The sequence below is a fragment of the Vibrio natriegens NBRC 15636 = ATCC 14048 = DSM 759 genome, assembly GCF_035621455.1.
In the GTDB taxonomy this organism is placed as follows: Bacteria; Pseudomonadota; Gammaproteobacteria; order Enterobacterales; family Vibrionaceae; genus Vibrio; species Vibrio natriegens.
The window spans coordinates 63,435-76,368 of the sequence record NZ_CP141822.1 but is presented as its reverse complement, the minus strand read 5'-3'; the positions used below and the strand labels follow the sequence as shown (position 1 = coordinate 76,368).

At 46.4% G+C, this 12,934-nt stretch carries 11 protein-coding genes; 5 read left to right on the top strand and 6 right to left on the bottom strand.

Going from position 1 to position 12,934, the window contains the following annotated elements:
- Positions 1–73 precede the first annotated feature (73 nt).
- Positions 74–3,598, top strand: coding sequence for an Lcl C-terminal domain-containing protein (locus tag VER99_RS00340; RefSeq protein ID WP_020336258.1), 3,525 nt, complete (start codon positions 74–76; stop codon positions 3,596–3,598).
- A 13-nt stretch (positions 3,599–3,611) separates the two neighbouring features.
- The gene (locus VER99_RS00335; protein WP_020336257.1) at positions 3,612–4,310 is read left to right on the top strand and encodes a DUF1566 domain-containing protein; all 699 of its coding nucleotides are present in this window, start codon (positions 3,612–3,614) and stop codon (positions 4,308–4,310) included.
- A gap of 87 nt (positions 4,311–4,397) precedes the next feature.
- Here VER99_RS00335 and VER99_RS00330 read toward each other — a convergent pair whose 3' ends face one another.
- The 3 genes from VER99_RS00330 to ftnA all read right to left on the bottom strand — a co-directional run bounded on the left by VER99_RS00330 (position 4,398) and on the right by ftnA (position 6,690).
- Positions 4,398–5,591 carry a BaiN/RdsA family NAD(P)/FAD-dependent oxidoreductase gene (locus VER99_RS00330; RefSeq protein WP_020336256.1) on the bottom strand — a complete coding sequence of 398 codons (1,194 nt, stop codon included), beginning with the start codon at positions 5,589–5,591 and terminating at the stop codon, positions 4,398–4,400.
- A 156-nt stretch (positions 5,592–5,747) separates the two neighbouring features.
- Positions 5,748–6,071, bottom strand: a complete 324-nt coding sequence (gene uspB / locus VER99_RS00325) for a universal stress protein UspB (RefSeq protein WP_014230473.1) — start codon at positions 6,069–6,071, stop codon at positions 5,748–5,750.
- 91 nt (positions 6,072–6,162) lie between these two features.
- Positions 6,163–6,690, bottom strand: a complete 528-nt coding sequence (gene ftnA, locus VER99_RS00320; protein WP_014230472.1) for a non-heme ferritin — start codon at positions 6,688–6,690, stop codon at positions 6,163–6,165.
- Between the two features lie 227 nt (positions 6,691–6,917).
- On the opposite strand from ftnA, the gene uspA reads away from it, so the two are divergent.
- Together uspA and VER99_RS00310 are read left to right on the top strand one after the other, a co-directional pair.
- Positions 6,918–7,343, top strand: a complete 426-nt coding sequence (uspA, locus tag VER99_RS00315; RefSeq protein ID WP_014230471.1) for a universal stress protein UspA — start codon at positions 6,918–6,920, stop codon at positions 7,341–7,343.
- Between the two features lie 64 nt (positions 7,344–7,407).
- Positions 7,408–8,286 (top strand): carboxylate/amino acid/amine transporter, encoded by an 879-nt coding sequence (locus VER99_RS00310; protein WP_020336255.1) that lies wholly within the window; start codon positions 7,408–7,410, stop codon positions 8,284–8,286.
- A gap of 58 nt (positions 8,287–8,344) precedes the next feature.
- Here VER99_RS00310 and VER99_RS00305 read toward each other — a convergent pair whose 3' ends face one another.
- A complete protein-coding gene (locus VER99_RS00305; protein ID WP_020336254.1) occupies positions 8,345–8,917 on the bottom strand; it encodes a hypothetical protein in 573 nt (190 codons plus the stop codon).
- A gap of 183 nt (positions 8,918–9,100) precedes the next feature.
- Positions 9,101–9,880, bottom strand: coding sequence for a class I SAM-dependent methyltransferase (locus VER99_RS00300; protein WP_024372757.1), 780 nt, complete (start codon positions 9,878–9,880; stop codon positions 9,101–9,103).
- 121 nt (positions 9,881–10,001) lie between these two features.
- Here VER99_RS00300 and asnC point away from each other — a divergent pair, with 121 nt between their 5' ends.
- Positions 10,002–10,466: a transcriptional regulator AsnC gene (asnC, locus tag VER99_RS00295; RefSeq protein WP_024372756.1), complete on the top strand. Its 465-nt coding sequence runs from the start codon at positions 10,002–10,004 to the stop codon at positions 10,464–10,466.
- A 69-nt stretch (positions 10,467–10,535) separates the two neighbouring features.
- Here asnC and prlC read toward each other — a convergent pair whose 3' ends face one another.
- The gene (gene prlC, locus VER99_RS00290; RefSeq protein WP_014230466.1) at positions 10,536–12,578 is read right to left on the bottom strand and encodes an oligopeptidase A; all 2,043 of its coding nucleotides are present in this window, start codon (positions 12,576–12,578) and stop codon (positions 10,536–10,538) included.
- Positions 12,579–12,934: the final 356 nt, after the last annotated feature.

The following is a 12,934-nucleotide window of genomic DNA, read 5'->3' as shown; positions in this document are numbered from 1 at the left end:
CCAACCAATAAGCACCACATTGCGTATATGCGTTATTTCTTGTTTGCTTTGATTTTCGTATAAAGGAATATTCATGCTCTTTAGACAGCTTGTTTTGTCTGCAACAATCGTGCTAGCGATCAGCGGTTGTAGTGACCAACCACAGGGATCAGCGCCAGCCCCCTCTAATGTAGATAATGGTTCTGGCAGCAGTAATCCCTCAGATTCAGATGCCGATTCGGGTACGTCGACCCAGTCAGGCACCGGCGGTACTATCACACCGCCAACGCTACCCAACGGTCGGTCAACTATGACTATTTCCGGCCCTGTATCAGGCAGCCATGAAAACGATGTATACGCATTTAAAGTTTGTTCTGGCCAGGTTTGTGAGCAGTGGCAAAGCACGATGGCTGAAGGGGGATTCGAATACACATTTCAGTTATCGCAATGGCCACTAGACAAAATTGTGACCATAGAAAGCAGCAAATTGGCGCAAGTAGACGCGAATGCGAGCGTTGACGTTCAAGCTGCATCGTACTTTCAAGCGGAACTGGATACGCTGACCAACATTTTGAAAATGGACAGCAACGACGATGGCTATATCGATGAAAAAGAACTACCAACAATCTCACTAGACCCAGTGACAATTGCATTCAATACCGTCGCCAAACACCTGCTGCAAGGTGAGCTCAGTCATTATGGCAACCTACCATATGCGGAAAAAAATGAAGCGGTTCGCCGTTACTTGTCAGACAGTAGCAGGACGACATTAGTTGAGCTCAATGATGAGCAAAAAAGCGCAATAAAGAGCCATATTTCTGATCAATCAACAGAGTGGTCCCCGCGCTTTTTTGGCACCTTTACGTTAGCGCTGACAGATGAACAATGGGCTGGAATCAATGGACCGTTGAGTACGCCACAAGAGCAGCGTGTTGTCGTGCTCAATACTGCCCAACTTCGTACTTTATTCATCCAGGATGGTAATCGTGTCGCGACAAACAATCAGTTCAACCTGAGTGTTGAGCAAGCTTTCGCCGTGCATGGAAAACTTGTTTACAACCAACGTTTGGTGCTTGAGTTGGCTGCGCTATACCAGATGCTTAGCGAACAAAGCGATATAGCGCTACCCATCAGCGGCGCACAAAAACAGGCGCTTGATGAGCAAATCGCATTACTTAATCCCGACCAACAAGAAGCCACAAGATTTGAAGGCAGCTACAGCATCGACGTCGAATCTGACACTCTCGATGAGTTAGGTGTTTTTGACCACCCTAACGGTGAAAAAGCCGTATTGACCTTTAGTGCAGAACAGATGCGTCGCGCGTATCAAGCTTATCAATTAGAGCTAGAAACCAATGATTATCCCAACTACGTCTTTGCGGTTGCGCCAATGCAATGGTCACGGGCTGAACTTTCATTAGAGGAAATAGGTACAAAAATTCTAGAGAAAGCTAAAACCGCTCCTTCTTATACGTTATGGCAGCATTATGAAAACGAAATACTGTCAGCGGATGAGCAACCTGGCATATACAAAGAGCTCACAAAATCCATCCCTGCACAACTGCAAAAGTCTTATCGCTATCAATGGCGGGTGAATGAGTTGGTGATGGCGAATCACAACCATCCACTGAAGCACTCAATTTTGGCGATAGCGCCAGAACGTCAGCTTCAAATCAGTGGCCGTTTTCCGAAAGAGTTGGAGCAAGTATCACTGAGTATAATTCTAGGTAGCCGCCACTCTCCGGGTAAAGATTCTGTTTTATACGACGATTCCGGTCGTTACCCTCTTCGCCACCAGCCGGTGAGCTTGATCAGCAGTACTGGACAGCGTCACCACAGCTTAGACTTAAGCGCTGAAAGTAGCTTTGTTACCACCATTGCCTTGCGCGATATCGATAATAACTATGCACGCTGTGCCCCAGGAAAGTTAGACGAGTTTGGCTATGAGTACACTGCCGATGAAATGCAAGACACTCTGACTATTCATCTTCGTGATGAGAAAACGAGTGTGGAACTGCGTTCTGTACTAGGCTCCTTCTGTGAAATTGCCAATCTGGATACACAACAAGGTAACAGTAACGGTGTGCTTGAACACGATGAGTTTCAGCGCCTTAATGTCGGGTATATCAGCACTGCGCAATCCGCAATGCTATTAAAGTCTGGAATATCCTCCGCGGGGAGTCTGGCCTACCTTGTTCCTCAAACCAATGAACAAGTCATTGAAAAATATAATCAAATGCCACGCCAGCAAGTTGAGCTTTTAGCTTCATTTTTAGCGCTGCAGGCCAAAGGCGAACTGTTTAGTTCACTGGTTAATTTATCTGAACGGGCAAATCTATACGAAGATTTACTTGCACTCCTCAATATTGACCTAAGTAAATACCGCGTCAGTGACAGCAATGCCTATCCCACAATAGAAACGCTGTTAAACCGTATTGCTTCAAACTACGCTATCGGCCAGGTTCTGATTGAGAATATCGACGTCAATATTTCTCATATAGTTCAAGCAATGACCTCTCTGCTAGGGGATTCAGAACCGGATCAATATTATTTTCCAAGTGGGGTTCGACCAGGTAACTGGGTAACGGTGTATCCAGTCAATAGTTTAGATGCCAGTTGCCAATCGCTAGTCGACGAGAATCAACTACTGGGGTTACGAATTGAAGGAAGAGGAGAAGATGCGTCAGGTTCTTGGGTGACGATTGGCTGGGATTCTCAACCGGGCGCGTCAAGCTATACATTAGCTTGGGGAGAAGACAGCTTTACTCAGCTTGCTTACGCTCAGAATACTCTACCAACTGAAAAACAACGTGCCACTATATCTGGCCTGGATTTAAACACACAATATTACCTCCGTGTGCAAAGTAACATTGGTAGCCCTAGTGCACAGATGACTTACTCTCCTCGCCGAATCCACACCGCTGATTCAAGAGCAACAAAAGGCTTAGTTGGAGACGATAGTTCACGTGGTCGAGACAATAGTTTTGCTTGTGACCCACTCACGGGAAAAGATGAGAATAGCAACAAGGATGGTTTACTTGGTGCGCGTTACGTCAAGCTCGATCAACAAGGAAAACCTCTTGCTCGTCAGGATTTGAGTTACAACACTCAGCCTTTTGCCTGTGTTTTGGATGCTCACACCGGACTTGTTTGGGAAACAAAACATCGCCGTAAAGAAGAAGATCCGTACTCAGTATACGACAGCGACAACCAGTTCATCATCCAGCCTGTAGAAGAGGCAACCGAATTCAGCGCCACATGCACGGAGCACGGAAGTAACGAAGTTTCTACCAACCCTCATCAGTGTACAGTAGCCAATCAAATCCAGTGGTTCGATAAAGAGAAACGTTGTGGATTAAGTAACTGGCGCTTACCTACTTTGCAGGAGTCCGTCTCCATACTCAATTTCGGTAATCCACGTAAGTTTGGCAAGAATTTACCGGCTAACGTCGACACCCAATACTTTCCAAACATGCAAACCATGTGGCTGGATGCAGAAAACTTAAATAGCACCGAAAACCTAGTATTAAACACCGTCAATTTCGGTACTTATCACAAAAGTATTGGACTTTCTAACTCGCTAATTCTGGTCAGTGATGGCTTTTATCTCGAACAGTAACAAGGACTATAGTGTGAAATATTTAAGTTTAAGCCTAACGTTTTTCGTCGCGTCTGCATTCGCCGCTGAGCCAGAACTACAATGTGGGGCCGACACTGATCTCAACCCAAATAATCGCTTTTCCCACGACGTCTTAGCAACAGATATTGGTGACTATAAGGTAATTAACGACGCAACAACGGGATTGCAATGGAGCTACTGTTTCGTCGGTCAAACATTCGATAGCCAACAAGATGTGTGTTTAGGCGTTCCTACCGTACCTTATGAGCTAAGCGATAGTAATTATAACTCGAACATCCGACAAGCGAGCATGGACGCCGTTGAGAGTGAAAACCAACAGCTAGGTACACTCGAGCATCCTTGGCGACTGCCAAATATCAAAGAGTTAATAGGGATTTACAACGAGCAGTGCGTACCAGCAAACTATCCAGCGTTCAGTTACGCAATCAACGTATCTCAAAGTGAAATTGAGGATTTAGGCAATACGCCCTATTCAACAGATGAAACGATAATAGGATATCACACAGCAATTTCAGCCAGACAAAAGAGTGCGGTATACCAGAATATGACAATCACGTCGGATACCGTTTTATTGGACCGCGACTATTTACACTACTATACGGTCGACTTCAGCGGATGGGGTTCCTTACTAAACCAATTACGCAGAACAAGCGGTATGTTGAGATTGGTACGAGAAATACCGAAAGAATAATTCAGCGCAGTTAACACCGCCAAATGATTGAGAAACGAATATTGTGACATGCTCAGCCAGCGCGGCTGAGCATTTTTTGTATTGAGACTACACCCACTGCCCGGCAACGAAACCTGAGCTCCAACACCATTGGAAGTTATAGCCGCCTAACCAACCTGTCACATCCATCACTTCGCCGATAAAGTACAAACCTTGGATGTTTTTGCACTCCATGGTTTTCGACGAGAGATGGTCGGTATCCACACCGCCTAGTGTGACTTCCGCAGTTCGGTAACCCTCTGTGCCGTTAGGCGCAACATTCCAGTTTTCTAAACGCGCGACAATGTCAGCCAGCTCTTTCGGGTTAAATTGCTTCAGTGGCTTGTCGGTTAACTCTTTACGTTCGATCAACACTTCCACCAAGCGCTTTGGCAGGACTTTCGCCAGTGTATTTTTCAGTGATTGATTTGGATGTTTCTCACGGCTGCGCTCCAGCAGTACGGCAATATCATCATTCGGTACCAGATTGATAGAAACCTTTTGCCCAGCTCGCCAGAATGACGAGATTTGTAAAACAGAAGGGCCAGACAAGCCTCGGTGAGTGAAAAGCAGCGCTTCTTTGAACATAGTGCCGTCTTCAGCCGTGATTTCTGCTGGCACAGCAATCCCAGACAGGTCTGCGAAATCTTCTTTGTCTTCTTTATGCAGCGTAAATGGCACCAAGCCTGCCGTGGTTGAAATGACAGGAAGTCCGAACTGCTCCGCGACTTTATAACCAAATGGCGTCGCGCCCAGTTTTGGCATCGATAGACCACCGGTGGCGATAACCAATGATTCACACTCAACCACTTCTGTGCCTGCATGCAGTCGGAATCCAGCGTCCAGTTTTTCGATAGAGTGAACATCGCACTGATAGCGCTGCTGAATATTTGGCATATCGCATTCTGCGAGTAACATTTTTACAATGTCTTTGGCTGTGAATGCATCCACACAGAACAGCTGCCCATGGTCACGTTCTTCAAACTCGATTCCGTGCTTGCTGACCATAGCGATGAAATCCCAATTGGTGTATTGAGACAATGCCGATTTTACAAAATGAGGGTTTTGGCATAGGTAGTTATTGGCCGACACGTCATAGTTAGTGAAGTTACAACGGCCACCGCCAGAAATAAGAATTTTACGCCCAGGCTTTTTCGCGTGGTCGAGCACTAATACGCTGCGGCCTCGCTTACCGGCTTCTGCAGCACACATCAAACCCGCAGCGCCTGCGCCAATTACTACTACATCAAATTTCTTACTCATCGGTAACTCTTAGGCTCTATCCAAAATCCAAAACAATAAAAAAGGATGTGCTCAATGCACATCCTTGCTTTGTTCGGGCGACATTCTACCGAGAAATGTTTACCGGGAAAAGCGCTTAAATTCCAAGCACCGAACGAAGGCCTTTTCTTATCCAATTTAAAGGATAAAAGCCGCGAGCAGCGTAACGCCAAGTAATGCAGTTGAAAGGACAAACAGCTCTCTCACACGCTCACACTTGCTCGTGAATACCTCGTCATGGTGATGATGGTACTCTTTGCTTTTGATGTAGTGGAACAAACGCACTTGTTTAGTGACATTTCCATGGGTCGTAAAAAACCCATTACCATCCACTTGCTGGTACAACAACGGATGGGCTTCACGCATGATGTGAATTAAAGAACGAAGAGTGGTCAGATACCGGACCATATTAACTCCGGTTACTACCATTAGCGCAAATAAGATTGTGTCTCCACTGATCATCTTTTCCTCCCTACATCTTCAACAATGCTCAAGAGAAAAAGACGATCACTGCTTTGTCTTTTAACCGCTACTTATCGCGCTGGGGAACGCTTTATGCAGCTGGAGCATCCATGATTGAAGATGAACCTTCTTTCGCCATTTGTGCTAGATCTTTATCGATGAAGAACAACGCTTTACCATCTTCACCAACGAGTTCGATCTTATCTAAGATCCCTTTAAACAACTTCTCTTCTTCGTGCTGTTCAGCTACGTACCACTGTAGGAAGTTAAATGTTGAGTAGTCTTGGCTTGTAAATGCTACATGCGCCAACTTATTGATTTGTTCTGTGATCATTTGTTCATGTTCATAAGTCTCACGGAACACATCACCCAAGCTTGCAAAATCATGCTTTGGTGCATCAATCGCGCCTAGAATTGGCATTGAGCCGGTTTCACTTACATAGGTGAATAGGCGTTGCATGTGCTCCATCTCTTCTACCGCATGCTTGCGTAGAAATTCAGCAGCGCCCTCAAAACCTTTATCTTCACACCAAGCACTCATTTGTAAGTATAGATTGGATGAGAAAAATTCTAGATTAATTTGCTCATTCAATTGTTCGACCATAGTTTGAGACAGCATGTTAGCTCCTGTTTATATTCCTGCATTTCATACAACTATAACATGATTAACACATTAAGACTTTCTACCTAGAATATTGATATGAGATCACTTTAGCAAAATTTATTGGGGGTTAGTGCTAATCTGAAACTATACCCAAGTGACTTCAAGATACATTAAGTCAGAGCCTTAGCCCTGGGGTCAGTTCGAGGTTACTTGGGTATATGACCTTACAAGGAGATAGCAATATGAGTTACAAACACATACTTGTGGCAGTAGACCTGTCAGACGACAGTAAAGTGTTGATTAAGAAAGCCGTATCTCTGGCTAAACCTCTGGATGCGAAAGTCTCTTTCATTCACATCGATGTGAACTATGCCGAGCTCTACACCGGGCTTATCGATATCAACATGGCAGAAGCACAGCACCAAGCCATGGAAGCCTCGCGTACTCAATTAGCCAATTTTGCGGAATACGCTGAATACCCGATCACCCATACTTTAGTCGGTAGTGGTGATTTAAGTAATGAGCTTTGCGATACCATTCAGGACTTCAACATTGATTTGGTAGTTTGTGGTCATCATCAGGATTTCTGGAGCAAGATTCTTTCTGCGACACGCCAGCTAATTAATCGCTCACCCGTCGATATGCTGGTCATACCGCTAAAAGACTGATTGGCGCGTTAAGAAAACTTGGTTAGACTGCGGACATATTTGTTATTGATAAAAGTTCTCATCCATGGCTTATCTATCTGCAGTCACCCTGCTTTGGGCATTTTCATTTAGCCTGATCGGCGTATATCTCGCCGGTCAGGTTGATTCTTGGTTTTCGGTATTTATGCGTGTGGCGCTCGCCAGCATCGTATTTATTCCATTTCTGAAATTCCGTGGCGTACCTAAATCGCTGATCGCCAAATTGATGATTGTCGGCGGCTTTCAGCTCGGTTTGATGTACTGCTTCTACTATCAGTCTTTCTTGCTCCTTTCGGTACCAGAAGTCCTGCTGTTCACGGTTTTCACCCCTATTTACGTCACGCTGATTTATGATTTTCTCAAAGGTCGTTTTTCGCCTTGGTATTTAGTCACGGCATTGATTGCGGTTGTCGGTGCGGCATGGATTAAGTTTGCAGGCATCAACGAAAACTTCCTGCTCGGCTTTTTGGTCGTCCAGGGCGCGAACCTCTGCTTTGCCATCGGTCAGGTGGGTTACAAATACATCATGGAAAGTGAGCCAGTCGACCTGCCTCAGCATACCGTATTTGGTTACTTCTACTTGGGCGCATTGTGCGTGGCAACGGTCGCATTTGCATTGATGGGGAACGTAGACAAGCTGCCAACCACCGCTACTCAGTGGGGCATACTGACCTACCTTGGTTTGATCGCATCAGGCTTTGGTTACTTCGCATGGAACAAAGGCGCCACCTTAGTCAACGCTGGCGCGCTTGCAGTCATGAATAATGCGCTCGTCCCAGCAGGCCTGATTGTCAACATCGTGATTTGGAACCGAGATGTCGACATTGTGCGGCTGGCCATCGGCGGAGCCATCATTATGTTTTCGCTTTGGGTTAATGAGACCTGGGTGAAAAAACGCGTTGAGATGAGTTACGCAAATAAGTAACAAACCACAGACAATAAAAAAACGCTCTCCAAATGGAGAGCGTTTTTTTTTCATTCGATTAATGCACTTTAGCTTGCTGGCTTTCACTCATCACAGCCGTTAATGGCGTGGGCAACATCACTTCCAATTTGGCATTGCGTGCCTCTAACTTGCGCTGGCGTTTAAGCAGTTTTTGCTGCTTTTTGGCCAATTTAAGCAACTTCTTCTGTTGCTTGTAATGCTTCTTCAGCGTCTTCTTGGCTTTCTTGAGTGATTTTTTGTCGGCTAAGTCGAATAGGTCTGGCGCTTTGAGAGCGACAGGCGGTGTCACTTGAGCAGCCAGTTTTTTCTCTTTTACTCTTTCGACCACTCGTTTAACGATCGCTGCTTTTTCTGCGCTTTGCTTTGGCGTCACTGCAATAGGCTCTGCTGGAAGTGCTTCAGCCAACAGCCCACAAGCTTGCTGCTCGTGAAGTGGCTTATCTTGGCAAGCTTGCGGCGGAATAGCAGCGGGCTTGCACAAGGTATTTTTAGAAGCAGAAGAACGCGCGCACGAGCGACAGACAAATTTTGGCGCGACCACCAAGCGGTGGATATCACCCAGATTGGTTGCGATCTGTTTGCGATTCATTTTACATAAGCGTTTAGCCATACGACGACTCCAAATAGCTAATCATTATTTCATCGACGTGTGAAATAATAATAATTCTTACTTAGATATACCGTCAGTATGCCGAATTAGCAAGTGGAAAATGTCGTTCGTTGTCACGAAAGAAAAGCGGGATCACAGCGCGAAATTTCGCGCTATGGAGTGAAAGAGTTAGGAGTCAAAAAGTTACGCCATTGAGGCTTTAACATAAACGTCGAAGCGGTTCTTTTTTGTTTCTATCGCCATACTTGGTTTTTCGTCATGCAACCAGTTGGCGTAATCCGGACGCTTAACCACTACGCGCTTGGTAGCCAGTGCCATTGCGGGCTCTAGCAAGTCATCCGCATCTAAATCAGCGCCAACCAAAGACTGGAATACGCGCATCTCTTTTTTCACTAATGCGGATTTCTTTTTATTCTCCGGATGCGGGTACATAGGGTCGAGGTACACAACATCTGGCTTTACAAAATCACTGTCCTGCGCCAGTTTTTCTAGCGCATCATGGCTTGAAGCGTGAATCAACGACATTCGCTCCGAAACCCAAGCTCCAATTTCTGGGTCTTGTTTTGCGCGAGCCAAACCATCATCCAACAGCGCGGCAACCACAGGATGACGCTCTACCATCTGTACCTTGCAGCCCAGAGAAGCCAGTACGAATGCATCTCGGCCTAAGCCAGCCGTTCCATCCAGAACCGTTGGCGTTGCGCCTTTATTTAAGCCAGCCGCTTTTGCGATTGCCTGACCTTTGCCGCCACCGAATTTACGACGATGCCCGACCGCTCCACCAATCAAATCGACAAAAATCGCGCCCAACTTAGGCTCATCCACTTTACGCAGCTCTAAACGTTCATCAGTCAGTACTAAAGCAAAGTCACTGTCGTCAGAATGGGTCAACTGCCAGCGAGCAGCAAGCTCATCAAGATGGGACTGTTGAGACGGGTCTTCACAAATCAATTGCAGTTGCAAAAGGAGGCTCCAATAAAAAATCGCGATAACTGGCGCTGAGTTTACCTCACTACTGGCTTTCTTGCAGTAAATGCGAAGCTGGTTAAAATAAACCCATAACAAAAACCATGGAACGAATCGTATGAATACGAGCATGCCGAAACTCGATGACCTCGATCGCGCAATTTTAAAAACCCTGATGGCCGATGCCAGAACGCCTTATGCGGAAATGGCCAAGCAGTTCGATGTCAGCCCAGCCACGATTCACGTGCGGATTGAGAAAATGAAATCGGCGGAGATCATCGAGGGAACCGAAGTCATCGTTAATACCAAGAAGCTTGGCTACGATGTGTGTTGTTTTATCGGTATCAACCTTAATGCAGCTCGTGACTATCACTCAGCACTAGAGAAGCTCAACGCACTCGATGAGGTGGTTGAAGCTTACTACACCACAGGGGCGTACAATATTTTCGTTAAACTGATGTGTAAGTCGATTGAAGAGCTGCAATTTGTCCTGATTGATAAGTTGCAGGCGATTGATGAAGTTCAATCCACCGAGACGTTAATCTCGTTACAAAACCCTATCAACCGCAACGTAAATCCTTAAAGGATACCCACTACTCAGAGACATAAAAAAGGCCAACCGGATGGTTGGCCTTTTTGTTAGTTTTTGCGTTTATGCAGCAATGCCTGAATGGCGCAGAAGCGCATCAATTTGTGGTTCACGACCACGGAAGCGTTTGAACAGCTCCATCGGCTCTTCACTGCCGCCCATCTCAAGGATGTTATTCAGGAAGCTTTGGCCTGTGTCTTTGTTAAAGATGCCTTCTTCTTCAAAGCGTGAGAAAGCATCTGAAGACAACACTTCTGCCCACAAGTAGCTGTAGTAGCCTGCGCTGTAACCACCAGCAAAAATATGCGCGAAACTGTGCGAGAAACGCGCCCACTCTACCGCAGGAACAACCGCCACTTTCTGTTTCACTTCCGCTAGGGTTTCCAGCACGCGCGCGCCCACTTCTGGGTCGTATTCCGTGTGCAGCGTGAAGTCGAATAAGCCGAACTCAAGTTGGCGTAGAATACCCATCGCCGACTGGAAGTTCTTCGCCGCCAGCATCTTGTCCAGCATTGCTTTTGGTAAAGGCTCACCCGTTTCGTAATGACCAGAAATAAACGCCAGCGCTTCTTCTTCCCAACACCAGTTTTCCAGGAACTGGCTAGGCAACTCAACCGCATCCCAAGGCACACCGTTGATGCCCGATACCGCACCAGTGTCCACTTGCGTCAGCATGTGGTGAATACCATGGCCGAACTCGTGGAATAACGTCACCACTTCATTGTGAGTGAACAGTGCAGGCTTATCGCCAACTGGGCGGTTGAAGTTACAAGTCAGGTAAGCGACAGGCGTTTGCAGTTCGCCAGACAGCGTAATGCGACGACCACGGCAATCATCCATCCAAGCGCCGCCACGTTTGTGTTCACGCGCGTAAAGGTCCAGGTAGAAGCTGCCGCGCAGTGTGCCTTGTGCATCGAAGATATCGAAGAATCGAACTGACTCGTGCCAGGTATCCACACCTTCACGCTCTTCGACTTTCATACCAAACACACGGTTTAGGACTTCAAACAGACCACTTACGACCTTAGATTCTGGGAAGTAAGGACGCAGCTCTTCATCTGAGATTTGGAACAGGTGCTGTTTTTGCTTCTCGCTGTAGTATGCGATATCCCACACGTTTAGTTCTTCAACGCCAAACTCGCTCTTCGTGAATTGACGCAGTTCTTCCACCTCACGCTCACCTTGAGGCTTAGCGCGAGTAGCCAAATCGTTCAGGAAGCCTAGCACCTGCTCTGGCGTTTCTGCCATTTTGGTTGCCAGCGACTTCTCACTAAAGGTGTTGAAGCCCAACATACGCGCAATTTCATGGCGTAGCTTCAGCTGTTCGATAATGATTTCAGTGTTATCCCACTGGCCTGCATTTGGACCACGATCCGACGCGCGAGTCACGTACGCTTCGTACACTTCTCTGCGCAGTTCCTGATTGTCACAGTACGTCATCACTGGCAGGTAAGATGGGATATCCAGTGTGATCAGGTAGCCTTCCAGCTCTTTCGCTTCCGCCGCTGCTTTGGCTGCTGCCAGCGCAGACTCCGGCATACCTGCTAATTCTTTTTCATCAGTAATATGTTTGGTCCAGCCCATTGTCGCATCTAACACGTTGTTAGAGAATTTTGAGCTCAACTCCGACATACGCTTGCTGATTTCACCGTAGCGATGCTGTTCGTCAGATGGCAGACCGATACCTGACAACTCAAAATCACGCAGTGCATCAGTAATGGTTTTTTGCTGGGCACGAGTCAGCGTTGCAAATTCGTCGCTGGCTTTGATCGATTTGTACGCTTCGTACAGACCTTTGTGTTGACCCACCCACGTACCGTATTCCGATAAGATTGGCAGACAACTTTCGTACGCTTCACGCAGTGCTTCGCTGTTTACCACTGAATTCATGTGGCCGACAGGTGACCAGATACGGCTTAAGCGGTCATCCGTTTCTTCCATCGGTGCAATGATGCTTTCCCAAGTTGGATGCGTGCTTTCTTTTAACACCGCTTCAACTTTGGCGCGGCAATCCGCTATCGCCTGCTCCACCGCAGGTTTAATGTGTTCTGGTTTAATTTGCGAAAACGGAGGCAGGTCCGTAAACGTCAGAAGTGGATTAGACATGAATAATTCCTTTTGTGTTTTGGCTGTGTGACTACCTATAAAATAGGTTCACTCAAGGTACAGGAATGCCAACAACATGGATGGAGAGATATCCGTTCCCTTTCTCTATGCAGCGATGACCACTGTGATCAGCGAGAGCAACTCTGTCCTTGAGTTTCGTTATGCCTAAATGAGGCTAACTCTATTGGAGTACTGGCATTCACTTAGGTTCAATATGTTTACTAAGTATGGGTGACTTAAAGATATTTCAATAGTGATGAGTTCATTAGTTATGCAAAGCCGAAAGCATAGTCTGCATATTGGCTTTAGTTGGGTATATAATGCGCTTAATTATTTTATCTGACATCACAGACCAC

Bases quoted from the DNA above. Each gene is read 5' to 3' on its own strand.
- uspA (WP_014230471.1), top strand. From the start codon at position 6,918: ATGAGTTACAAACACATACTTGTGGCAGTAGACCTGTCAGACGACAGT.
- VER99_RS00340 (WP_020336258.1), top strand. From the start codon at position 74: ATGCTCTTTAGACAGCTTGTTTTGTCTGCAACAATCGTGCTAGCGATC.
- prlC (WP_014230466.1), bottom strand. From the start codon at position 12,578: ATGTCTAATCCACTTCTGACGTTTACGGACCTGCCTCCGTTTTCGCAA.
- VER99_RS00330 (WP_020336256.1), bottom strand. From the start codon at position 5,591: ATGAGTAAGAAATTTGATGTAGTAGTAATTGGCGCAGGCGCTGCGGGT.
- ftnA (WP_014230472.1), bottom strand. From the start codon at position 6,690: ATGCTGTCTCAAACTATGGTCGAACAATTGAATGAGCAAATTAATCTA.
- VER99_RS00310 (WP_020336255.1), top strand. From the start codon at position 7,408: ATGGCTTATCTATCTGCAGTCACCCTGCTTTGGGCATTTTCATTTAGC.
- VER99_RS00305 (WP_020336254.1), bottom strand. From the start codon at position 8,917: ATGGCTAAACGCTTATGTAAAATGAATCGCAAACAGATCGCAACCAAT.
- uspB (WP_014230473.1), bottom strand. From the start codon at position 6,071: ATGATCAGTGGAGACACAATCTTATTTGCGCTAATGGTAGTAACCGGA.
- asnC (WP_024372756.1), top strand. From the start codon at position 10,002: ATGAATACGAGCATGCCGAAACTCGATGACCTCGATCGCGCAATTTTA.